Below are 21,405 nucleotides of genomic sequence, written 5' to 3'. Positions count from 1 at the left end.
ATCGGGCCTCCGGACCCCCTCCCGAGGCCCTGCACGGAGCCGTCCGGAGGCCCGTCCGGACACGCGTGACGAGCCCACGGAGAGGCCACCGAGAGCCCACCGAGACAGCGGAGAGCACCCCCGGAGGAGAGCCGCCGTGAGTCGGCTGGTCAGCCGAGCCGGGCGAGGTCCACGGTCCAGACCGGGTTGCCCGGCAGGACCTTGACCCGCTCGCCGCTCGCGAAGCGCGTCGACGGCTGGAGGAGGGGGACGAACGGGCTGCGCTGGTTCATCGCGAGCTGCCAGGCGGCATACGCCCCCGCCCGGTTGTCACCCACCGACGAACGCGCCGCCTCGGTGAGGTCGTCGACGAGCGTGTCGGTGCCACGTGCCCACCCGGCGCGCGACCCGACGAGCTCGCCCGGCGCGAAGGCGAGGTAGTTCTCGGGATCCGGGTAGTCGGGGTTCCAGCTCCACAGGCTGAACGCGGTGCGCCCGTTGCGGTAGGCGGCGACCGCCTGGGCCGCGGGCGCCGGGTTGAGCTGCACCTTGATGCCGACCTGCGCGAGCTGCGCACGCACGGCCACCGCCAGGGCGCTCGTCGGGATGCCCTGGATGGGCAGGTCGGCGGCATACGACAGGGGGATCGGCTGGCCCTTGTAGCCGGAGCGGCGCAGCGCCGCCCTGGCCGCGGCGAGATCGCGCTGGGGCACGACGGGCAGCGTCACCACGGGCGTGGGTATGCCGTCCGCCCCGGTCGTGAGGATGCCGTCGGGCGTCGCCGTGGTGCCCGACGAGGACGGGGCCGGCGTGACCGAGGTCGTCGACGTCGTGGGCGTCGGGGTCCCGGTGCCGTCGGTGCCGTCAGTGGGGGCGGGCGAGGGCGCGAGGTCCTCGAGGGCACCGACGATGCCGGCGGGGATGAGACCCGCCGCGGGCATGGACCCGGGCGCGGCAGCCCTGCCGAGCGCCTCACGGTCGAGGCCGCGGCGAACCGCCTCGGTGAAGTCGGGGTCGGCGGTCCACGGGTTGAGGGCCTTGTCGCGCCCGAGGGCGAGGTAGACGAGCGAGCTCGACCGCATCGTCGTCACCGTGACGGCCGACCGTTGCGGCCGGCCGGTGGCTGCATCGGCCTGGCTCGGTGAGAGGTCGAGCACGAGGTCGGCGCTGCCGGACCCGATGGCGGCCAGCTGCCGCCGCGCGTCGAGGTTGCGCACGACGATCTCGGGGAAGGCAGGGGTCGGCCCCGACCACATCGGGTTGGCCGCGAGCCGCACCTCGGAGGTGCCGCTGACGCTCTTGATGACGTAGGGGCCCGAGCCCGCCGAGTGCTGCGAGAGGTAGGAGCTCGCCTCGTCACCGGGGCCGATGGTGCCACCGTGCGCCTTGACCGCCGTCGCGTTGAGGATGCCGAAGGCCGGGTTGGCGAGGATCGCGGGCAGGGCGAAGTTCGAGCCGGGAGAGCTGAGCGTGAAGGTGCGGTCGTCGACCTTGACCGCCGAGACGGTGCCGAGGATCGAGCCGGCCGGACCGGACAGCCCTCGCGCGCGCTGGAGGGTGAAGAGGACGTCGTCGGTCGTCACCGGTGTGCCGTCGGAGAAGACGAGGCCCTTGCGCAGCCGCAGCGTCAGCCACCTGCCCTCGGGGGACAGGGTGTACTCGGCCATCCCGGGCACGACCTTGGTCGGGTCGTCGGGGTCGAGCGTCGTCAGGGTCTCGTAGAGCGCGTGCGTCAGCATCGCCCCGCTGCGGTCGAACTGCCGCGTCGGGTCGAGCGTCGTGTGGTCGAAGACGGCCCCGACGACGAGCGGCGCGACCGCGGTCGTCGGCGCCGCGGTGGGGGTCGTGCTCGCCGTCGTGCCTCGCGTGGGGGCGGGCGTCGCGGTGCTCGTCGTGCATGCGGTACCCGAGGCCAGCGCGAGCACGCCGAGGGCCGCCACCGCCGTGGGGCGGACGAGACGTCGACGCATGGACTTCCTTCGGGGCGCCCGGACCGGAGACCGGACCCGGGACTTCGGCGGGCACGGAGAGCACGGTGGCAGGTGGCACCGACGGCGACCCGGAGCACCCCTGTCCGTGGTCGGAAGTCTAGCCGCCGGAGGCCGCCGCGGCGCCCGCCTGCTCGGCCGCCGGCGCGAGCACGAGATAGGCCTGCGCGACGAGCACGACCCCGATGGCCACCCACTTGCCCGTGGGCAGCTCCACCCCGTAGCGCCAGCGGTCGATGAGGACGAGCCCGACCTGGAGCATGACGACCCAGCCCATCGTCACGAGAGCCAGCTCGGCGTACCTCAGCGACGACGCATACACCCAGAAGAGGACGAGGAAGGCGCCTGCGCCGAGCACGAGCGCCCGCACGCTGCCGTTCTCGGCCCACTCCTTGGCCAGGACCGCCCCGAGCAGGTCGAGCCCCGCGAGGCAGACCATGGCGACCGTGGCGACGACCGGCACGGGCCAGGCATCTGGTGCCTTGATCAGCGGGAAGACGTCGGTGACGCTCATGGGTCGTCCTTCGGGGAACGGGCCCGCTCGAGCCACGGACCCCTACGCCTCAGAGGGCGCCGGTCCCGCCGCTGATACCCCTCAGGCCTGGCCGCCCTCGAACCAGGCGACGAGGGCGGGGTCGAGCGCCGGCACGTCGACCGCGCCACCGCCGGTGCGCAGCGACGTCGTCGCCGAGGCCCCGGCCGCCACGGCCTCACGCGCCGCGACGGGCGAGGTCATCGTCGGGCCGCCGTCGCGGGCGAAGCGGACGAACTCGGCGATGAGCAGCGGGTCGGCGCCGCCGTGACCCGTCGTGTCGGCCGCCGGGATCTCGATGACCTCGTCGGCGTCGTCGCGGTAGGTGTCGGTGCGGCGGGTCCACACCTTGACGAGCGCGCCGGGGCCGTCACCGAAGTTCTCGAGCCGGCCCGTCGTGCCGATCACGGTGTAGTTGCGCCAGTAGTCCGGCGTGAAGTGGCACTGCTGGTAGCTGGCGAGCACCCCGCCCTCGAGGACGAGGTTCGCCATCGAGATGTCCTCGATGTCGACGACCGGGTTGAGCTCTCGCTGCTCGGTGGGCGGCCAGTTGTCGAGGGAGTACCAGTCGGCCATCCGCCGGTCGGAGTTGTCGCGGTGGTCGGTGACGTCGCCGTAGACCGCGAGGGCGCCGACCGCGCTGACCCGCCGCGTGTAGGCGCCAGCGAGCCAGTGGATGACGTCGATGTCGTGGGCGCCCTTCTGCAGCAGCAGACCCGTCGTGTTGCGCCGGTCGGCGTGCCAGTCCTTGAAGTAGTAGTCGCCACCCGCCGAGACGAAGTGCCGGCACCAGACCGCCTTGACCTCGCCGATCGTTCCCGCCTCGATGACGTCGCGCATCGCCCGGACGACCGGCATGTGCCGCATGTTGTGCCCGACGTAGAGCCGCGTGCCCGTGCGGTGCGCGGCCTCGAGCACCCGGTCGGCGTCGGCGACGCTCGTCGCGAGCGGCTTCTCGACGAACGTCGGTATGCCGGCCTCCAGGGTGCGCACGGCGTGCTCGGCGTGCGCGTGGTCGGGCGTCAGGACGAGCACCGCGTCGATGTCGGCGCGCACGTCGGGAGCGAGCAGCTCGTCGAGACCGTCGACGAGGCGTACGCCGTCGATGCGCTCCGCGGCGTCCGCGCGGCCCCGTTCGGCCGGGTCGCAGACGACCGTGACGCGGCTGCCCTCACCGGGACGGTGGGCGTACCTCGCCAGGCTGGCGCGCAGGCCGAAGCCGATGATCGCGATGCGGAGGTCGGTCTGGTCGGGCTGGTCGGGCCGGTCGGGCTGCTGGGGCTGCTCGGTCATGGGTGGGGCACCTTCCGGGTGGTGGTGGTTCGAGGGTCTCAGCCCTTGGAGCCGCTGAACGCGATCCCCTGGATGAACTGCTTCTGGAGCACGACGAAGAGGAGGAGCACCGGCAGCGTGGCGAGCACGGAACCTGCCATGAGCGTCGTCGTGTCGACGGAGAACTGGCCGATGAGCGAGGCGAGCCCGACCGACAGCGGCATCTTCGTCGGGTCGTTGTTGACCACGAGGGGCCACATGAGGTCGTTCCACGACCAGAGCACGTCGAGCACGGCGAGCGCGATGAGGCCCGGCTTGGCGAGCGGCAGCATGATCCGGGTGAAGATCTGCCAGTGGTTCGCGCCGTCGAGCTTGGCGGCCTCCTCGAGCTCGCGCGGCAGGCTGAGGAAGAACTGGCGCAGCAGGAACGTGCCGAAGGCGCTGAAGAGGCCGGGGACGATGAGCGCCTGGAGCGAGTTGAGCCAGCCGAGGCCCGACACGATCTCGTACTGCGGCAGCAGGAAGAGCTGGCTCGGGACCATGAGGACCGAGAGGAAGAGGCCGAAGAGCAGGCCCCGGCCGCGGAACTCGAAGCGCGCGAAGGCATAACCGGCCATCGAGCACAGCACGAGCTGGCCGAGCACCCGCCCGAGCGTCTGGATCGTGCTGTTCCAGAACATCTGGCCGAAGGGGAGCGTGTCGAAGACGTCGCCGTAGTTGCTCCACCGGGGCGAGCGGGGGAAGACCGTCGGCGGCACGGTCAGCGTCTCGCCGAGGGTCTTGAGGGAGGTCATGACCTCCCAGAAGAACGGGCCGACCATGACGACCGAGCCGAGGATGAGGACGGCGTGCACGCCGAGGTGGTTGCGGCGCAGACGCTTTCGGCCCCGCGCGCGAGGGAGCCGGGTCGCGAGCTCAGACATAGTGCACCCACTTCTTCTGGAGCCGGAACTGCAGGGCGGTCACCGCGACGATGACGACGAGGATGACGAGGGCGATCGCGGCGGCATACCCCTGCTGGTTCTCGACGAAGCCCCGCTGGTAGAACTGCGCGACGATCGTCTCGGTCTGCGGGTAGGCCGGGTTCGTCGGCCCGGTCATGACGAAGATGAGGTCGAACGTCTGCAGCGCGCCGATGACGGCGAGCACCGAGATGAAGAAGACGCTCGGGCTGATCTGCGGGAGCGTGATCGACCAGAACTGCCGGATGCGGCCCGCGCCGTCGAGCGCGGCCGCCTCGTAGAGGTCCTTCGGCACGCCCTGGATCGCAGCGAGGAAGATGACGATCTGCGTGCCCAGGCTGAGCCAGATGCCCACTGCGGCAATGGCATACAGCGCCGTCGCGGGATTGGAGAGCCAGTTCGTGCCCTCGATCCCGACGAGCCCGAGCAGCGCGTTGATGACGCCGACGTCGCCGTTGTAGAGCGTGCGCCAGATGAGGCCGACCGCTGCCGGCATCGTCACCACGGGCAGGAAGTAGAGGGCGCGGTAGATCCGCACCCCCCGCAGGCCCTCGGTGCTGAGCAACGCCGCGATGACGAGCGCCACCGGGATGCCGAGCAGCGCGACGACGGTGAACTTCAGCGTGTTGAGCATCGTCCCCCACAGCCGCGCGTCGCCGAACAGCTCGCGGTAGTTGGCGAGCCCGACGAACTCCGACCCACCGAACGGCCCCGTCTCCGTGAAGGAGATGAGCAGTGTGCGCACGACCGGCCACAGGTAGAAGACGACGAGGCCGAGCAGGGTCGGGAGGATGAAGACCGCCGCCCAGAAGAGGTCGTTGCGCCGCATCCGCGACATGCCGCGACCGGGTCGACCGAGTCGACCGGGCCGACCGAGTCGACCGGGCCGGCGGCCGGGGGCCGGGGTGTCGCCCCGGCTCCCCGACCCCGACGGGGCGCCGCCGGGCGCGGTCGCGCCGACGGATCCCGACGCCTGCTCCCTATCGGTGAGCACGCCCGCCACGGTCACTTCTCCTTGGCGAGCGCCGCGTTCATCTGCGTGGCGAGGTCCTTGAGGCCCGTCGCCGCGTCGACCTCGCCGTTCCACACCTTCGTGAGGAGGTCGGTCTGGAGGGTCGTCCACGCCTTGGTGTTCTTCGACGCCGGGTAGGGCACGGCGGTCGCGACCTCGTCGACGTAGGCCTTGAGGTTGAACTGCGGCATCGCCTTGACCCACGCCTCCTGGGTGCCCTCGTAGGCGGGGATGACCGCGCCGGCGTCCGCCTGGATCTGCGCGGCGCGCTCACCGCCGAGGAAGCCGACGAACTTCTGCGCGGCGTCCTGGTGCTTCGTCTTGGCGTAGATGACGTTGCCGAGGCCGTGGATGACCGAGACCTGGCCCTTGGGCCCGGCGGGGACCGGCGCGACATTCACGGCGTCCTTGAGCTCGGGGACGCCGTTGTACTCGACCGCGGCCCACGAGCCGTTCCAGTACATCGCGACCTTGCCGGCCTTGAACATGTCGCCGGGGCTCGTGTCGGTCATCTGCTGGACCGTCGGCGACGCCCCGTCCTTGACGAGCGAGGTCCAGAACTCGATGCCCTGGAGCGCCTCGGGGGAGTCGAAGCCGCTCTTGGTGCCGGCGGCGTCGATGACCTGGCCACCGGCCGAGGGGATCGTGTCGTAGAAGCCGGCCTGGTCCTCGACGGGAGCCGCGGCGCCGTAGACGCCCTTGGTCTTGTCGGTGAGTGCCCGGGCTGCGGACTGGAAGTCCGCCCAGGTCCAGTCGTCCTTGGGGTAGGCGAGCTTCTTCGCGTCGAAGAGCCCCTTGTTGTACCAGACGCCGATCGTGTCGAAGTCCTTCGGGATGCCGTACCTCTTGCCGTCGTAGGTGTAGAGGTCGACGAGGGCCTCGGGGTACTTCGCGAGGTCGAGCTTGGCGCGGCTGATCGTCTGGTCCAGGGGCAGCAGCTGCTGGTTCGCGGCGTACAGCTTGACGTTGGGGCCGTTCATCCAGAAGACGTCGGGGGCACCGCCGCCGGCGGCGGCCGTCTGCAGGGTCGTGAAGTACTGCTTGAACGGCGTCACCTGGATCTTGACCGTGACGTTCGGGTTCGCGGCGTGGAACTCGTCGGCGATCTTCTGCATGGCCGGCATCTGGTTCTTGTCCCAGATGCCATAGGAGATCGTGACCGGCCCCGACTCGGGCTGGGCGTCGGCCGTGGCGCCGCCGGTGGACTGGCCGCACGCGGCGAGGCCGAGCACGAGCAGCGGGGTGAGCACGGCCGTGGCGGCCAGCGTGGACGTTCTGCGCATTCGCGACTCCTTGGGTGGGGGGTCCGCGGCTGGCGGGAGGCCGCTGCGGTCCGGTGCACGTCATCGGGCAACCCAAGCCTGATCGCTCGTTTGTGCTTGGGCGGGACTACAATCGATCACATTCGATCACCTGTCAATCCGTAGGACAGGTCGGATCCAGACCCGGGACAGGCCTGCAGAGCAGACCGCCGCGGGTCCCTGTGTGCTGCCCGGGGGCATCACTGACGGCGTGGGGCGTCGCGCCCGGAGGTCCGCGATGCGGACTCCCCGAGGGGTGGCCTCAGCCCGCCAGGACCTCGCGGAGGCGCTGCGAGACCGGCCACGCGACGTCGCTCCGGTTGGCCAGGACCGACCACGTCAGGTCCCGCGACGGCTCGTGCCGGGTCACCGCCGAGACGCCGGCGTCGTAGCCGTTGAGCACCACCCCGTCACCCGTCCCGTCGAGCCAGACACCGAGGCCGTAGCGCCGGCCGTCGTCCATGACGTCGGTGCGCGGGCGCAGCATCTCGGCGACCCAGGGCGGGTCGACGATGCGACCGCCGAGGAACGCGTCCCACAGCGCGTGGAGGTCGTCGGCCGTCGTGTACATCCCACCGTCACCGCTGCCACGGACGGGAAGGTGCAGCACGTTGGTGCGCAGCCCGACGGCGTCGAGGTAGCCGAGCGCGGCGCGCCCCGGCAGCTCGTCGGAGCGGAGGTATGCCGTGTCGACCGTCCCGGCGCGGGCGCAGACTCGCTCCTCGACCGCCTCGTGGAAGCTCGTGCCGGTCAGCCGTTCCACGACGAGGGCGAGCACGACGAAGCCGCTGTTGCAGTACGAGAAGCGTTCTCCCGCAGCGAACTTCGCCGGTCGTCCGCGGAGGGCCGGCAGGTAGCCCTCGGTCGTGGCGAGACGGTGCACCGGCAGGGTCATGACGTAGTCGGAGGCGTCGAGGTCGGCGTCCTCGTCGAGGTAGTCTCCGATGCCCGAACGGTGGGAGAGCAGGTGCTCGATCGTGACGTCCTCCCCGATGTCGGGCAGGTCGTCGCCGACGACCGCGCGCACAGGGGTCTCGAGGGCGACGCGACCCTCGGCCACGAGGCTCACCACGGTGAGCGCGGTCAGGCCCTTGCAGACGCTGGCGGTCCCGAACTGCGTGTCGAGCGTGTTGGGCAGGTCGTGGGCACGGTCGGCGAGACCGTGTGCCGAGGCGTGCACGACCTCGCCGCCGAGGTCGACGCGGACGACGCCCGAGAAGCCGTGCTCGCGCACGACATCGGCGACCGCGGCGTCGAGGTCCACGGCGCGCGCCCGGTCAGGCCCCGACGTAGGCGGCGAGGTGCTCGCCGGTCAGCGTCGGGCGGTCGGCGACGAGGTCGGCCGGTGTCCCCTCGAAGACGACGTTGCCGCCGTCGTGACCGGCCCCCGGTCCGAGGTCGATGATCCAGTCGGCGTGCGCCATGACGGCCTGGTGGTGCTCGATGACGAGCACCGACTTGCCCGACTCGACGAGCCGGTCGAGCAGGCCGAGCAGGTTCTCGACGTCGGCGAGGTGCAGGCCGGTCGTCGGCTCGTCGAGGACGTAGACGTCGCCCTTCTCGGCCATCTGGGTGGCCAGCTTGAGGCGCTGGCGCTCCCCGCCGGACAGCGTCGTGAGCGGCTGGCCGAGCGTGAGGTAGCCGAGGCCGACGTCGGCGAGCCGCTCGAGGATCGTGTGGGCGGCAGGGGTGCGCGCCTCGCCTGCGTCGAAGAAGTCGAGCGCCTCGGCCACCGGCAGTGCGAGGACGTCGGCGATGTTGCGCCCGCCGAGCTCGTACTCGAGCACCGCGGCCTGGAAGCGCCGGCCCTCGCACTCCTCACACGTCGACTCGACCGTCGCCATGACGCCGAGCTCGGTGTAGATGACGCCGGCGCCGTTGCAGGCCGGACAGGCCCCCTCGGAGTTGGAGCTGAAGAGCGCGGGCTTGACGCCGTTGGCCTTGGCGAAGGCCTTGCGGATCGGCTCGAGCAGTCCGGTGTAGGTCGCGGGGTTGCTCCGGCGCGAGCCGCGGATGGCACCCTGGTCGACGACGACGACACCGTCGCGCTTGGCGACGGACCCGTGGATGAGCGAGCTCTTTCCCGACCCGGCGACCCCGGTGACGACGCAGAGCACCCCGAGCGGGATGTCGACGTCGACGTCGCGCAGGTTGTGGGTCGACGCGCCGCGGACCTGCAGCGCCCCGGTCGCCTCGCGCAGCGAGGCCTTGAGGTTGACCCGGTCGTCGAGGTGGTGGCCCGTCGTCGTGTCGCTCTTGCGCAGTCCCTCGACGGTGCCCTCGAAGACGACCTCACCGCCCGCGGTGCCCGCGCCCGGGCCGAGGTCGACGACGTGGTCGGCGATGGCGATCGTCTCGGGCTTGTGCTCGACGACGAGGACGGTGTTGCCCTTGTCGCGCAGCTGGAGCAGCAGTTGGTTCATCCGCGCGATGTCGTGGGGGTGGAGCCCGATCGTCGGTTCGTCGAAGACGTAGGTGACGTCGGTGAGCGACGAGCCGAGGTGACGGATCATCTTGGTGCGCTGGGCCTCACCACCCGACAGCGTGCCCGCGGGCCGGTCGAGCGAGAGGTAGCCGAGTCCGATCTCGGCGAAGGAGTCGAGCAGGTGCTGCAGCCCCCGCAGGAGCGGTGCGACCGACGGGTCGTCGACGTCGCGGAGCCACTCGGCGAGGTCGCTGATCTGCATGGTGCACAGCTCGGCGATGTTCTTGCCCTTGATCTTCGAGCTCAGCGCCTCCTGCGACAGTCGCGTGCCCTTGCACTCGGGGCAGGTCGTGAACGTGACCGCCCGCTCGACGAAGCGGCGCACGTGCGGCTGCATCGCGTCGAGGTCCTTGGACAGCATCGACTTCTGCACCTTCGACAGGACGCCCTCGTAGGTGAGGTTGACGCCCTCGACCTTGATCTTCTCGGGCTGTCCGTAGAGCAGCTTCTGGAGCTGGCGCTCGGTGAACCTGCCGACCGGCTTGTCCATGGGCAGTCCGGCGCCGCTGAAGATCCGGCCGTACCACCCGTCCATGCTGTAGCCGGGGACGAGCAGCGCGCCGTCGGCGAGCGACTTGCTCTCGTCGTAGATCGCGGTGAGGTCGAAGTCGTTGACCGACCCCATCCCCTCGCAGCGCGCGCACATGCCGCCCTGGTAGACCGCCTCGCGGACGATCGAGGTCTCCTGGCGGTTGCCCTTGTCGGTCTTCATGACGCCGCTCGCGACCCGCGTCGGCACGTTGAAGGCGAAGGCGGTCGGCGGCCCGATGTGGGGGGTCCCGATGCGGGAGAAGAGGATCCGCAGCATCGCGTTGGCGTCGGTCGCGGTGCCGACCGTCGAGCGCGGGTTGGCACCCATCCGCTCCTGGTCGACGATGATGGCCGTCGTCAGGCCGTCGAGGTAGTCGACGTCGGGGCGCGCGAGCGACGGCATGAAGCCCTGGACGAAGGCGCTGTAGGTTTCGTTGATCATCCGCTGCGACTCGGCGGCGATGGTCGCGAAGACGAGCGAGCTCTTGCCCGAGCCGGAGACGCCGGTGAACGCCGTGAGCCGGCGCTTCGGCAGGTCGAGGCTGACGTCCTTGAGGTTGTTCTCGCGCGCGCCCTGGACGCGGATCATGTCGTGGACGTCGGCCGGGTGGGACCCGGCGGAGGGGCGCGACGCGGTCTTCGCAGCGGTGCTCTTCGACTCCATGCGACGTACGCTACGGCCCCGCGCCCACCCCGGGCCTCCCGATTCCCGACGACCTCACGCGTGACCGAGCGGCCCTCGACCGGGAGAGAGGGCGTATGCCGTCAGGGGAGGAGGTCGTCGAGGTAGAGCGGGAGCATCGCCCACCACGTCGGCCAGTCGTGGTCGTAGGCCGTGCCCCAGTCGTCGACGCGGTTGGGGATGCCCTTGCTGCCGAGGAGGTGCGCGACGGCACGGGACTCGCCGACGTCCTCCCAGCGGCCGCTGCCCGAGGCGAGCACGATCATCCGCGTGCGTAGAACGTCGAGCGCCGGACCCTCGAGACCGGGCAGGAAGCGCAGCGGCGAGCTGAAGTAGAGGTCGTCGTTGACGTGCCCGCCGAGGAACTGCTCGATGGCGTAGGTGCCGCTCATGCACACGGCCGACTGCACGAGCTCGGGGTAGCGGCACGTGATGGCGAGGGCGTTGAAGGCGCCGATCGAGGCGCCCGCGACGGTGACCGGGATCGGCTGGCCGCCGAGGTCGGAGTGGATCGCCGGGATGACCTCGCGGGCGATCGCCTCGTGGAAGCCGTTGAAGAGGGCGAGCTGGTGGTCGGGCGTGCCGCGCCCCTCGGCCAGGGCCCGCCCCGCGACGCTGTCGACGGAGTAGACCTTGGCTCGGCCGGCCGCGATGAGCGGCTCGAGGTGCGCGATCATCTTGTGCCGCTCGACCTCCTCCGCGTCACCCCCCGCGGTCGGGAAGAGCAGCACGGGCGCGCCGTAGGAGCCCCACCTCGCGACGCTGATGTCCTGGCCCAGACGGTCGGAGTACCACCGGTCGGTGACCTTCATGGGTGACCTGCCTTCTCACTTGCGCTCGTCACTCGTAGACGAACTTCTGGGGTCCGGGGAAGAGCCACGCGAGTCCGTCACCGAGACGGTCGCGCCAGTTCTCCCAGTTGTGGCCGTCGCGCGACTCCGTGTAGCGCACCGTCATGCCGGCATGGCGGAAGACCGGGACCATCGACCGGTTCGGGGTGATGAGCGGCTCGTAGACGCCGCACGACATGAAGAGGCGGTCGACGACCGCCGACGGCTTCTCGCGGAAGCGGTTGACGAACTTCACGACCGGGTCGAAGGCCGGGCCGCCGCCGTGGTCGAAGCCGATGTCGGTGAAGACGAGCGAGGCGGACTGGAGCATGAGCGAGCCGAAGAAGCCGGGGTAGCGCACCGCCGTCGACAGCGACGCGATGCCGCCGAAGGAGCTGCCCATGAGGCAGCGCGCCTCCGGTGTGTCGATGAGGGGGAGTCGCTCGGTGAGCAGCGGCACGAGCTCGCGCGCGATGAACCGGGCGTGCGGCGCGTGGTTGGGGTACTCCTTGAGCCGGTCCCGAGGCGGCACGAAGACCGCGACGAGCGGGTCGACGTCGAGCCGGTGGATGAGGTTGTCGAGGACGGTCTTCATCGCGGCGAACTGGAGGTAGTCGGTGCCGTCGTGGACGACGAGGAGCGGATAGCGCTGCGCCCGGTTGAAGCGCGCCGGCAGGTAGATCTGCACCGGCTGGTCGCGCCGCAGGGCCTTGCTGTGGACCTGCTCCTCGACGAGGGTGCCGGGGCGGGCCTCGGGGTCGTGGGCGACCCAGTCGGGCACGCGGTAGCCGATGGCCGCGCACACCGACGACGACCCCATCGGGCTGTGCGCCAGGCGCGGGTTGAGCGGGTCGTTGAAGCGCTCGTAGTGGTCGCCCTTGCGGATCTCGATCTGGTACTCGACCCGCGACCCCTCGGGCAGCACGGTCGTGACGGCCCAGAGGTCGGACTCGCCGATCCGCTTGAGCGGCAGGGGATCCGGCAGACCGACGACGCGGTGGCGCACCCACACCTCGTCGACGTTGCCTCGGTAGAGGAAGGTCGCGCGCTCGCCCTCGATGATCGGGCACCCGTAGCGCTCGACGAAGCGGTCGATCGTCGGGCCGTCGAGCGGCAGTCGCTCGCGGAGGCGGTTGACGGCGAGGCGTTCCATGGCGCTCACGCGACCCCCACCACCGAGACGTGACCGGTGCGGTCGATGACGCGCGCACCGACCGGCAGCTCGGTCGCGCCGTCGGGGAAGCGCACGACGGCCCCGTCGTCGAGCAGGAGCAGCCGGTGCTCGGCGAAGCGCCGGGCCAGCACCGACATGCGCTCGTGGCCGTCGAGGAGCAGCCGCCTCTTGGCGTGCGGCAGCGCGACGATCCCGGGCAGCCGACCCAGCCCCCGGTCGTGGAGCTCGGCCGCGGCGACGCCGTGGGGCGTGAAGTCGTGGAAGAGCACGACCTCGTCGGTCAGGGCCATCGCACCGGCCGACCACGCGACCACGGACTGCTCCGGCCGGAGGGTGACGTCGAAGACGCGCAACGTGCGCAGCAGGGTGCGCACGTTGCCACCCGCGATGACGACCGCTTCGCACTCGTCGAGGAGCGCACCGATCTCGCCCCGGTGCCAGCCGATGGTGCCGCTCTCGTCGAGCGGCGCGGTGGCGCGGACCGAGCCGTAGAGCTCCTCGAGCTCGGCGGCATACCACCGGTCGACCTCGCGCACGGCCTCCATCGCGGACTCCTCGGCGATGGGGCCGACGGCGTGGATCGAGGTCCGGTGCGCGACGGCGTGCACGGCGTCGATCGCCGCCTGGAGCCGTATGCCGTAGAAGGCGCGCAGCTCGTCCATCCGGTCGCGGAACGCGACCGCCGCCGCCGCGAAGTGCTGGTCCTTGGCCAGCACGTCCATCATCCGGTGGTGCAGGCGCAGGTTGACGCCGCGCCCGTCGAGGTGGCCGGCGAGCTCGGCGTCGTCGGACTCGCGCTCCTCCCAGCCGGAGTTGACCATGGCGATGCGGCCGGTCACGCCGAGGGAGCGCACGGTGGCGCCCACGGTCGTCGTGAACCGCTGGGGGCCGAGCAGGATCGTCGTCGACATCAGGACAGGGCTCAACCGCGCTCAGCCCGCGTGCACGTGGATCGTGCGGCCGACGTCGTCGAGCATGGCGCGCGCCGTGTCGAAGTCGGGGTGGCGCAGTCGCACCCACGCGTTGGCCATGTAGCCGGCCTCGACGCCCTGGGTGCCGTGCCCGACCGGCGGGAAGTGGCCGTCGATGACCCACTCGCCGTAGCGCGACTGGATCTCGTCGATGCCGGTGTAGCCGGTGATCGACCCGTCGTGGTCGGGGCGGAGCGCGACGATGCCGGCGGCATACGTGCGCTGCATCTGGCGCTCGGGCGCGCGGTGGGTGATGACGTGCGCCCACTCGCGGTAGACGTCGACCTCGTTGGCCGCGGAGTAGACGTCCCAGGCGCCGACACCCGGGGGGCGGGCGCCGATCTCGCTGAACTTCAGGCCCTTGGGGCCGTAGAACCACTCCATGTGCGTGGCCGACGTCTCGATGCCGAGCGCCTCGATGACGCGGCGCCCGAGCTCACGCACCTCGGTGTAGAAGGCGTTGCCCGGCTCGTCGATGCGGTTCGTCGTGATGAACTGCGGGGAGATCCAGCGCTGGCGCATCGCCTCGAGGACGTTGGGGTAGTAGTGCGTCGCCCAGTCGTGCACGACGCGGCCGTCGAGGCTGATCGTGTCGTAGAAGCCCTCGTGACCTTCGACGAACTCCTCGATGGCGATCGAGCTCGCACCCTCGCGGGCGTAGCCCTGGAGCGCCTGCTCGAGCTCGTGGTCGGAGTCGACGCGCACCGTGCCCTGGGCGCCGGCGCCCGCGCGCGGCTTGAGGATGAGCGGGTAGCCCTCGCGCTCGGCGAACGCGCGCGCCTCGGCGGCCGAGTCGACGGCCGCGCTCGCCGCGGTGGGCACGCCCGCCTGGCGCAGCGCCTCCTTCATCGACGGCTTGTCGCGGCACAGCCAGGTCGTGCGGACGCTCGTGCCGGGGATGCCGCACGCCTCGCGGACCTGCGCCGCCGGCATCGTGTGCGCCTCGACGGTCGCCTCGAGCGCGTCGATCCAGACCTTGTCCTGGAAGTAGCGGACCGCCTCGACCATCTGCTCGACGTTCGTCACCGAGCCGACGCGGTAGTAGCCGCGGAGCGCGCCCAGCACCTCGTCGCCGAGGTGCGCCTCGTCGGACTCACCGATGCCGTAGACGTTCGCGCCCACCGAGGCGAGCGCGTGCACGAAGCGACGCTGGTTCGCCGGGAACGACGGCTCCACGAAGATGATGTTCACGGCGTCGACGCTATCGGTCCACCGGGGGGCCCGCCACGGACGGCCACTCGCCCCGTGTGCCGCCGCGCGGGTCGCGGGGCAAAAGCGAGCACCGGGGGCTGATCGGGACGAGACTGGTGGTGCCGCACCTCGGGCAGCACCTCACCCCTTACGGAGGAAGCCATGTCGAGCACCGTCCCGAACGCAGCGTCACCCGACCCGACCGACCCCGCACCCGACGCACCGAGGACGCGCCGCGAGGCCGCCGCGACGTGGGCGTCCCCGGCCACCTCGTCCGGATGGTCGGGCGCCCTCATCGCCATGGGCATCCTGTCCGTCATCCTCGGCATCATGGTGCTCGTCTGGCCCAAGGCGACCCTGCTCATCGTGGCCATCATGTTCGGGCTGCAGCTCATCGTCGCCGGGGCCGTCCGCCTGTCGGTGACGCGCGACCTGCCGAGCGACCCTGGCTGGCTCAAGCCCGTCTCCATCGGGCTCGGCGTGCTCTCGATCATCGCCGGCATCATCTGCCTCTTCCGACCCGGCACCTCGCTCGCCGTCATCGCCATCTTCATCGCGATCGGCTGGATCGCCGAGGGCATCGCCGCGCTCGTCCAGGGCTTCGGCTCCGACCGGACGACCGGCACCCGCGTCTTCCTCATCGTCAGCGGCGTCGTCTCGATCCTCGGCGGCCTCGTCGTCGCGATCTTCCCGGGCTCGTCGCTCGTCGTGCTCACCCGCATCGCCGGCATCGCGCTCATCGTCATCGGCATCGTCGAGCTCGTCGCGGCCTTCATGGCGCGCCGGGCCGCCGGCAGCAGCAGCACCTCGGCGCCGGCCACCGCCTGACCCGCTCGCGCCACCGGACGGCACACGACAGCGTGGAGGTTCGCACCCCGTCCGAGGGGTGCGAACCTCCACGACGTCGGTCGGCTCAGGACGGCTGCGGCAGGTCCTCGAACTCGTAGACCCGGCGGACCTCGACCGACACCTCGTCGAAGAGCGAGGCGAACCTCCCGGCCAGCTCGAGCGCCTGCTCCTTGCTCTCGACGTTGACGAGGGCGAAGCCGCCGATGACCTCGCGCGCCTCGCTGAACGGGCCGTCGGTCACCGTGACGCCGGCGCCCTCGGTCTTGCGGAGGATCGCGCCGTCCTTGCTCTGCGTCACGCCCTCGGCGGCGAGCAGGATGCCCGACTCGGCGTACTCCGACATGAGCGCGCCCATCGCGTCCTGGAACTCTTGGCTCGGGTTCCAGGCCTCGGGGCGGGACTCGTCGATCTTGTGGATCATGAGGTAGCGCATCGGTCTCTCCTTGCGTGTCGTGCCGGGTCCGTCCCAGCCTCCACCACGACGTCGAACGGGGGCGACCCGACTCGACACTTCGATCCTCGAAAGGCCGGTCAGAGCCAGCCACGCTCCTGGGCCACGCGGGCGGCCTCGGCGCGCGTCGACGTGCCGGTCTTGCCGATGGCCGCGCTGAGGTGGTTGCGGACCGTGCCCGGCGACAGGTGGACGACCCCGGCGATGGCGGCGACGGTGCCACCGCGCAGCGCGACCCCGAGCACCTCGCGCTCGCGCTCGGTCAGGGGGTTGGCTCCGTCGACGAGCGACTCGGTGGCGAGGGACGGGTCGACGACGCGGAGCCCGGCGTGCACGCGCCGCACCGCCTCGGCGAGCTGGCGGGCCGGAGTGTCCTTGACGACGAAACCGGACGCGCCGGCCTCGAGCGCCCGACGCAGGTAGCCCGGGCGGCCGAAGGTCGTGACGACGAGCGTGCGTACGCCGGGGAGCGCGTCGCGCACGGCGGCCGCGGCGGCGATGCCGTCGACGCCCGGCATCTCGATGTCGAGGAGGCAGACGTCGGCGGCCGAGGCACGTGCGGCGTCGACGACCTCGTCACCGCGCCCCACCTCGGCCACGACCTCGAGGTCGGGCTCGAGCGCGAGCAGCGCCGCGAGCGCCCCACGCACCAGGGCCTGGTCGTCGGCGAGCAGCACCTTGATCGTCGTGCTCACAGCGCCACCTCCAGCACGGTCCCGTGGCCCTCGGGGCCCGTCTCGATCGAGAGCCGACCTCCCGCGGCCTCGACCCTCTCACGCAGCCCGCGTATGCCGTTCCCCTCCGGCCGCTCGCCGAGGCCGCGACCGTCGTCGCGGACAGTCAGACGGTTCGACTCGAGCTCGACCCAGCAGGCGTCGGCGTCGCTGTGGCGCACGACGTTGGTCGTCGCCTCGCGCAGCACCCAGGCGAGGACCGTGCGGTGGCGGGGGTCGACCGCGCTCGGGTCGTCGGGCACGTGGCCCTCGATGCCGGCGCCGGCGAGCGCCGTGCGAGCCGAGGCCAGCTCGTCACCGAGGCGGGCCACCCGCAGGCCCCCGACGGTCGCCCGGATCTCGGCGAGCGCCTGACGGCTCAGCGCCTGGATCTCGGCGAGCTCGCCCTTGGCCCGCTCGGGGTCGAGGTCGACGAGACGCTCGGCCAGCTCGGCCTTGACCGTGACGACGGTGAGCGAGTGGCCGAGCACGTCGTGGACGTCGCGGGCCACGCGCTCGCGCTCCTCGACGATGGCGAGGTCGCGCGAGATCCGCTCGTAGTCCTCACCCCGGTCGGTCATGAGCCGGACCGCCCCGGTCATCGCACCGACGGCGAAGACGATGATGGCCACGACCCAGGTGCCCTCGTCGGGGTCGACGAAGACCGCGACCGCCGTCGCGATCGCCACGCACGCGATGCCCAGGGCGATCGACCACGCGAGTGGCAGCGCGAACATCCCGAACGACACGACGAAGGGCAGGAAGCCGAGGCTGCCGGCGCCGATGAGTGGAACCAGCCCGATCGCGCAGCCGGCCAGCACGAGCAGGTAGCCGACACCCCGACGCTGCGTCGGCGCGCACCTCCGGTGCAGGCGCTGGAGGTGCTGCGCGCCGAGGCCGTAGACGACGGCGAAGGTCAGCACGAGCGCCAGCCCGAGCACGACCTGCCAGACGGGCAGACCGCTCGAGACGATCGCGATGACGGGGAAGACGAGGAAGACGAGCCACACCGACTGGACGACCCAGCCGAAGCGCTCCCACGGGTTGCGCCCCGGCGCCGGGTCGGCGGCCGGGGCACCCGGAACGTCGGAGACCGACGCCCGCTGGGTCACTGGCGCTCCCGGCCGCGCCGCACGAGGAGCACGGCGGCGGTCCCGAAGATCGCGAGCCAGGCGAGCACGTTGACGATCGGCACCCACAGCGGGTCCTGCGACCCGTCGGGCAGGTAGCCCTCGGTGAGCGGATAGCGCGCCAGGGCGGCGTACCCGTAGAGCGGCGTGAACTTCGCGAAGGCCAGCAGGGCCCCGGACAGCGGGATGAAGACGTTGCCGAGGAAGGCGAAGATCACCATGGTGCCGCTCGCGGCGCCGACCGCGGCCTCGGAGCGGAACGCCGTGCCGACGAGCAGGCCGTAGACGGCGAAGACGGCGGACCCGACGAGGCAGAGCACCGCGCTGAGCACCCAGGCCTGCGCCGACCCACGAGCGCCGGTCGCAGCACCGAGGGCGAAGGTCAGCAGGATCGGCACGGCCGCCACGGTCATGGCGATGAGCGCCTTCATGGCGATGTAGGACGAGTCGGCGAGCGGCGTGAGCCCGAGCTGGCGCCCCCAGCCCTGCTGTCGCTCGACGGCCGCGTTGCCGCCGATGCTCGTCGTCGCGGTGACGGCGCCGTAGGCGGCCATGCTGATCATGACGTACATCGCGACGTTGCCGTTGCCGATGGTGGCGTCCTTGGCATCGACCGTCGCGCCGAAGATGAGGTAGAAGAAGGCGGGCAGCACGGCGGTGAAGAACATGCCCGCCCAGTCGCGCGTGATCCGGCGCATCTCGAGCAGCGTGAAGGTGGCGTTCATCGGACGAGCTCCTCGTCGGGGGTCGTGGCGTCGCGGGCGTCCCGGGCGTCACGGGCGTCAGGGGCGTCACGGGCGTCACGGGCGTCGCGGCCGTCACCGGTCAGGGTCATGAAGGCCTGCTCGAGGCCGGCGGTGACGATCTCGAGGTCGGTGCCGCCGAGCTCGAGCAGGAGCAGCCGGGCGACGGTGTCGGAGTCGCCGGCCGTGACGACGACCCGGTTGCCGCGCTCCTCGACCTGGTGCACGCCGCCGACCGTCCGCAGCCTCGCGACGGACTCGGCGACCGAGCCCGGCGGCAGCGTCGCGGAGACGGTGCGTCCGCTCGCCTGCGACCGGATCTCGGCCGTCGTGCCGTCGGCGACGATGCGGCCGCCGGCGATGAGGACGATGCGGTCGGCGAAGGCGTCGGCCTCCTCGAGGTAGTGCGTGGCGAAGACGACGGTGCGGCCCGCGCTGGCGTCGGCGTGCATCGTGTCCCAGAAGTCGCGCCGGGCCGTGACGTCCATGCCCGCCGTCGGCTCGTCGAGGACGAGCAGCCGGGGGTCGGGCAGGAGCGCCAGGGCGAAGCGCAGCCGCTGCTGCTCGCCGCCCGAGCACTTGGAGACGCGGCGGTCGGCGAGCGACCTCAGCCCGGCACGGTCGATGACCTCGTCGACCGGGGAGTGGACGGCATACGTCGACGCGATCATCCGGACCGTCTCGCGGACGGTGAGGTCGCGCAGGAGCCCGCCCGTCTGGAGGACGGCGGACACGTGCCCGCCGACGACGGCCTCGCGAGGACGCCGGCCGAAGACCTCGGCCGTGCCGCTCGTCGGCTCGGTGAGGCCGAGCACCATGTCGAGGGTCGTCGTCTTGCCGGCACCGTTGGGTCCGAGGAAGGCGACGACCTCGCCGGGCTCGATGCGCAGGTCGATGCCGTCGACGGCACGGACCTCGGCATCCTGGGACCCGCGTCGGGAAGGGAAGCTCTTGACGAGCGAACGCAGCTCGATCGCCGGCGCCCCCGAGGCGCCGTCGACCGGACGAGGTGTGGTGGTCATGACCCAACTCTCCCGCTCGGCGATGCTCCGCGTCAGCAGCAGGCGTCACGTCCTGCGCGTGACAGGTGTCACGGGGCGCCGGACCGGACAGACTGACCCCATGGCCGACTTCGAGGTGCACCTCGACTCCCCCCTGCCCGCACCCGAGGCGTGGCGGCGGATCCTCGACCTGCGCGCGCACATGGCCGTCATCCCGCTCACGACCGTGACGGGCGAGGCGATGGGCGCGAGCGAGCTCGTCGAGGGGTCGCGCTTCGTCGCGCGGACGGGCGTCGGGCCGGTGGGTTTCGACGACGTCATGGTCGTGCAGTCGGTGGTCCAGCCGACGACACATTCGGCCGGGAGCGCCCGGATCCGCAAGGAGGGCAAGGTCGTCCGCGGACGCATCGACCTGCTCGTGACGCCCACGGCCGCCGGGTCGACGGTCCGGTGGACGCAGCACATCGAGGTGCGAGGCGTGCCCACGCTCCTCGACCCCGTCGTCGCGAAGGTCGCCGGGGCGGCATACGGCTCCACCCTCCGCAAGCTGCTCGCGCGCGGCTGAGGGGAGCGCGGCGGTCAGCGCCAGCCGAGCTCCGGAGCGACGTGCGTCAGGAGGCTCTCGATGACGTGGGCGTTGTAGTCGACGCCGAGCTGGTTGGGCACGGTGAGGAGCAGCGTGTCGGCGGCGGCGATCGCCTCGTCCTCCGCGAGGTCACGGACGAGCTGGTCGGGCTCACCGGCGTACGTCTTGCCGAAGCGGGCGCTCCCGCCGTCGATGTGTCCGACCTGGTCCTGGCTCGCCGACTCGCGGCCGAAGTACGCGCGGTCCCGGTCGTCGACGATGGGGAAGACGCTGCGGCTCACGGAGACTCGCGGCTCCCGCTCGTGCCCCGCTGCCGTCCACGCGTCGCGGAAACGCTGGATCTGCTCGGCCTGCAGCTGGTGGAAGGGCACGCCGGTGTCCTCGGTGAGGAGGGTCGAGCTCATGAGGTTCATCCCCTGCTCGGCCGTCCACTCGGCGGTGGCCCGGCTGCCGGCGCCCCACCAGATGCGGTCGCGCAGCCCCGGCGCGTGCGGCTCGATGCGGAGCAGCCCGGGCGGGTTGGGGAACATCGGGCGCGGGTTCGGCTCGGCGAAGCCCCGGCCGGACAGGACGTCGAGGAAGACCTCGGTGTGCTGGCGGGCCATCGCGGCGTGGTCGCCGTCGGTGGGCTCGTAGCCGAAGTAGCGGAAGCCGTCGATCACCTGCTCGGGTGACCCACGGCTGATGCCGAGCTGGAGCCGCCCGCCGGAGATGAGGTCGGCGGACCCTGCGTCCTCCGCCATGTAGAGCGGGTTCTCGTAGCGCATGTCGATGACGCCGGTCCCGATCTCGATCCGGCTCGTGCGCGCCCCGACCGCGGCGAGCAGCGGGAACGGCGACGCGAGCTGGCGCGCGAAGTGGTGGATCCGGAAGTAGGCGCCGTCCGCGCCGAGCTCCTCGGCGGCGACCGCGAGGTCGATGGACTGGAGCAGGGCGTCCGACGCCGACTGCGTGCCCGAGTGCGGCGACGGGTTCCAGTGCCCGAACGAGAGGAATCCGATGTTCTTCACGTGCGGTCAACA

At 71.6% G+C, this 21,405-nt stretch carries 20 protein-coding genes; 2 read left to right on the top strand and 18 right to left on the bottom strand.

Going from position 1 to position 21,405, the window contains the following annotated elements; all coding sequences use genetic code 11:
- Positions 1 to 149: 149 nt before the first annotated feature.
- The 12 genes from ASE25_RS06255 to ASE25_RS06200 form a co-directional block, all read right to left on the bottom strand.
- Positions 150 to 1,949: an ABC transporter substrate-binding protein gene (locus ASE25_RS06255; protein ID WP_082622711.1), complete on the bottom strand. Its 1,800-nt coding sequence runs from the start codon at positions 1,947 to 1,949 to the stop codon at positions 150 to 152.
- A gap of 118 nt (positions 1,950 to 2,067) precedes the next feature.
- A complete protein-coding gene (locus ASE25_RS06250) occupies positions 2,068 to 2,481 on the bottom strand; it encodes a hypothetical protein (RefSeq protein WP_056780846.1) in 414 nt (137 codons plus the stop codon).
- 81 nt (positions 2,482 to 2,562) lie between these two features.
- A complete protein-coding gene (locus ASE25_RS06245) occupies positions 2,563 to 3,792 on the bottom strand; it encodes a Gfo/Idh/MocA family protein (RefSeq protein WP_056823669.1) in 1,230 nt (409 codons plus the stop codon).
- Positions 3,793 to 3,830: 38 nt separating this feature from the next.
- Positions 3,831 to 4,694, bottom strand: a complete 864-nt coding sequence (locus ASE25_RS06240) for a carbohydrate ABC transporter permease (protein WP_056823666.1) — start codon at positions 4,692 to 4,694, stop codon at positions 3,831 to 3,833.
- On the bottom strand, positions 4,687 to 5,736 hold the full coding sequence (locus ASE25_RS23695; RefSeq protein WP_304437912.1) for a carbohydrate ABC transporter permease: 1,050 nt from the start codon (positions 5,734 to 5,736) through the stop codon (positions 4,687 to 4,689). Before ASE25_RS23695 ends, ASE25_RS06240 begins: the two co-directional genes overlap by 8 nt.
- Positions 5,737 to 5,738: 2 nt before the next feature.
- Positions 5,739 to 7,028, bottom strand: a complete 1,290-nt coding sequence (locus ASE25_RS06230; protein WP_056823660.1) for a sugar ABC transporter substrate-binding protein — start codon at positions 7,026 to 7,028, stop codon at positions 5,739 to 5,741.
- Positions 7,029 to 7,308: 280 nt separating this feature from the next.
- Positions 7,309 to 8,310: a serine hydrolase gene (locus ASE25_RS06225; protein WP_056823657.1), complete on the bottom strand. Its 1,002-nt coding sequence runs from the start codon at positions 8,308 to 8,310 to the stop codon at positions 7,309 to 7,311.
- Positions 8,311 to 8,323: 13 nt separating this feature from the next.
- Positions 8,324 to 10,726, bottom strand: coding sequence for an excinuclease ABC subunit UvrA (locus tag ASE25_RS06220; protein WP_056823655.1), 2,403 nt, complete (start codon positions 10,724 to 10,726; stop codon positions 8,324 to 8,326).
- A gap of 101 nt (positions 10,727 to 10,827) precedes the next feature.
- The gene (locus tag ASE25_RS06215) at positions 10,828 to 11,556 is read right to left on the bottom strand and encodes an esterase family protein (protein WP_056780827.1); all 729 of its coding nucleotides are present in this window, start codon (positions 11,554 to 11,556) and stop codon (positions 10,828 to 10,830) included.
- Between the two features lie 28 nt (positions 11,557 to 11,584).
- A complete protein-coding gene (locus ASE25_RS06210; RefSeq protein ID WP_056823986.1) occupies positions 11,585 to 12,727 on the bottom strand; it encodes an alpha/beta hydrolase-fold protein in 1,143 nt (380 codons plus the stop codon).
- Between the two features lie 5 nt (positions 12,728 to 12,732).
- The gene (locus tag ASE25_RS06205) at positions 12,733 to 13,659 is read right to left on the bottom strand and encodes a hypothetical protein (RefSeq protein WP_056823652.1); all 927 of its coding nucleotides are present in this window, start codon (positions 13,657 to 13,659) and stop codon (positions 12,733 to 12,735) included.
- Positions 13,660 to 13,680: 21 nt separating this feature from the next.
- Positions 13,681 to 14,910: an acetyl-CoA carboxylase biotin carboxylase subunit family protein gene (locus tag ASE25_RS06200; RefSeq protein WP_056823647.1), complete on the bottom strand. Its 1,230-nt coding sequence runs from the start codon at positions 14,908 to 14,910 to the stop codon at positions 13,681 to 13,683.
- A gap of 162 nt (positions 14,911 to 15,072) precedes the next feature.
- Here ASE25_RS06200 and ASE25_RS06195 point away from each other — a divergent pair, with 162 nt between their 5' ends.
- Positions 15,073 to 15,738, top strand: coding sequence for an HdeD family acid-resistance protein (locus ASE25_RS06195; RefSeq protein ID WP_056823645.1), 666 nt, complete (start codon positions 15,073 to 15,075; stop codon positions 15,736 to 15,738).
- Between the two features lie 85 nt (positions 15,739 to 15,823).
- Here ASE25_RS06195 and ASE25_RS06190 read toward each other — a convergent pair whose 3' ends face one another.
- From ASE25_RS06190 to ASE25_RS06170, 5 genes are all read right to left on the bottom strand, one after another.
- Positions 15,824 to 16,192 carry a YciI family protein gene (locus ASE25_RS06190; protein WP_082620062.1) on the bottom strand — a complete coding sequence of 123 codons (369 nt, stop codon included), beginning with the start codon at positions 16,190 to 16,192 and terminating at the stop codon, positions 15,824 to 15,826.
- A gap of 98 nt (positions 16,193 to 16,290) precedes the next feature.
- Positions 16,291 to 16,905, bottom strand: coding sequence for a response regulator (locus ASE25_RS06185; RefSeq protein ID WP_056780819.1), 615 nt, complete (start codon positions 16,903 to 16,905; stop codon positions 16,291 to 16,293).
- Positions 16,902 to 18,035, bottom strand: a complete 1,134-nt coding sequence (locus ASE25_RS06180; protein ID WP_056823642.1) for a sensor histidine kinase — start codon at positions 18,033 to 18,035, stop codon at positions 16,902 to 16,904. The genes ASE25_RS06185 and ASE25_RS06180 overlap by 4 nt, the downstream gene beginning before the upstream one ends.
- On the bottom strand, positions 18,032 to 18,778 hold the full coding sequence (locus tag ASE25_RS06175; RefSeq protein WP_056780814.1) for an ABC transporter permease: 747 nt from the start codon (positions 18,776 to 18,778) through the stop codon (positions 18,032 to 18,034). The genes ASE25_RS06180 and ASE25_RS06175 overlap by 4 nt, the downstream gene beginning before the upstream one ends.
- Positions 18,775 to 19,818 carry an ABC transporter ATP-binding protein gene (locus ASE25_RS06170; RefSeq protein ID WP_056823639.1) on the bottom strand — a complete coding sequence of 348 codons (1,044 nt, stop codon included), beginning with the start codon at positions 19,816 to 19,818 and terminating at the stop codon, positions 18,775 to 18,777. The genes ASE25_RS06175 and ASE25_RS06170 overlap by 4 nt, the downstream gene beginning before the upstream one ends.
- On the opposite strand from ASE25_RS06170, the gene ASE25_RS06165 reads away from it, so the two are divergent.
- Positions 19,817 to 20,362, top strand: coding sequence for an SRPBCC family protein (locus ASE25_RS06165; protein ID WP_235508554.1), 546 nt, complete (start codon positions 19,817 to 19,819; stop codon positions 20,360 to 20,362). The genes ASE25_RS06170 and ASE25_RS06165 overlap by 2 nt on opposite strands.
- Positions 20,363 to 20,376: 14 nt before the next feature.
- Here ASE25_RS06165 and ASE25_RS06160 read toward each other — a convergent pair whose 3' ends face one another.
- Positions 20,377 to 21,393: an LLM class flavin-dependent oxidoreductase gene (locus ASE25_RS06160; protein ID WP_056823637.1), complete on the bottom strand. Its 1,017-nt coding sequence runs from the start codon at positions 21,391 to 21,393 to the stop codon at positions 20,377 to 20,379.
- Between the last annotated feature and the right edge of the window lie 12 nt (positions 21,394 to 21,405).

It is taken from the genome of Terrabacter sp. Root85 (genome assembly GCF_001429185.1).
Classification (GTDB): Bacteria; Actinomycetota; Actinomycetes; order Actinomycetales; family Dermatophilaceae; genus Terrabacter.
This window is presented reverse-complemented; position numbering and strand designations above follow the sequence as displayed.

What these genes read in the sequence shown, in the direction of transcription:
- ASE25_RS06255 (WP_082622711.1), bottom strand. Translation starts at nt 1,949, where the DNA reads ATGCGTCGACGTCTCGTCCGCCCCACGGCGGTGGCGGCCCTCGGCGTG.
- ASE25_RS06250 (WP_056780846.1), bottom strand. Translation starts at nt 2,481, where the DNA reads ATGAGCGTCACCGACGTCTTCCCGCTGATCAAGGCACCAGATGCCTGG.
- ASE25_RS06245 (WP_056823669.1), bottom strand. Translation starts at nt 3,792, where the DNA reads ATGACCGAGCAGCCCCAGCAGCCCGACCGGCCCGACCAGCCCGACCAG.
- ASE25_RS06240 (WP_056823666.1), bottom strand. Translation starts at nt 4,694, where the DNA reads ATGTCTGAGCTCGCGACCCGGCTCCCTCGCGCGCGGGGCCGAAAGCGT.
- ASE25_RS06230 (WP_056823660.1), bottom strand. Translation starts at nt 7,028, where the DNA reads ATGCGCAGAACGTCCACGCTGGCCGCCACGGCCGTGCTCACCCCGCTG.
- ASE25_RS06220 (WP_056823655.1), bottom strand. Translation starts at nt 10,726, where the DNA reads ATGGAGTCGAAGAGCACCGCTGCGAAGACCGCGTCGCGCCCCTCCGCC.
- ASE25_RS06215 (WP_056780827.1), bottom strand. Translation starts at nt 11,556, where the DNA reads ATGAAGGTCACCGACCGGTGGTACTCCGACCGTCTGGGCCAGGACATC.
- ASE25_RS06210 (WP_056823986.1), bottom strand. Translation starts at nt 12,727, where the DNA reads ATGGAACGCCTCGCCGTCAACCGCCTCCGCGAGCGACTGCCGCTCGAC.
- ASE25_RS06205 (WP_056823652.1), bottom strand. Translation starts at nt 13,659, where the DNA reads ATGTCGACGACGATCCTGCTCGGCCCCCAGCGGTTCACGACGACCGTG.
- ASE25_RS06195 (WP_056823645.1), top strand. Translation starts at nt 15,073, where the DNA reads ATGTCGAGCACCGTCCCGAACGCAGCGTCACCCGACCCGACCGACCCC.
- ASE25_RS06190 (WP_082620062.1), bottom strand. Translation starts at nt 16,192, where the DNA reads ATGCGCTACCTCATGATCCACAAGATCGACGAGTCCCGCCCCGAGGCC.
- ASE25_RS06175 (WP_056780814.1), bottom strand. Translation starts at nt 18,778, where the DNA reads ATGAACGCCACCTTCACGCTGCTCGAGATGCGCCGGATCACGCGCGAC.
- ASE25_RS06165 (WP_235508554.1), top strand. Translation starts at nt 19,817, where the DNA reads ATGACCCAACTCTCCCGCTCGGCGATGCTCCGCGTCAGCAGCAGGCGT.
- ASE25_RS06170 (WP_056823639.1), bottom strand. Translation starts at nt 19,818, where the DNA reads ATGACCACCACACCTCGTCCGGTCGACGGCGCCTCGGGGGCGCCGGCG.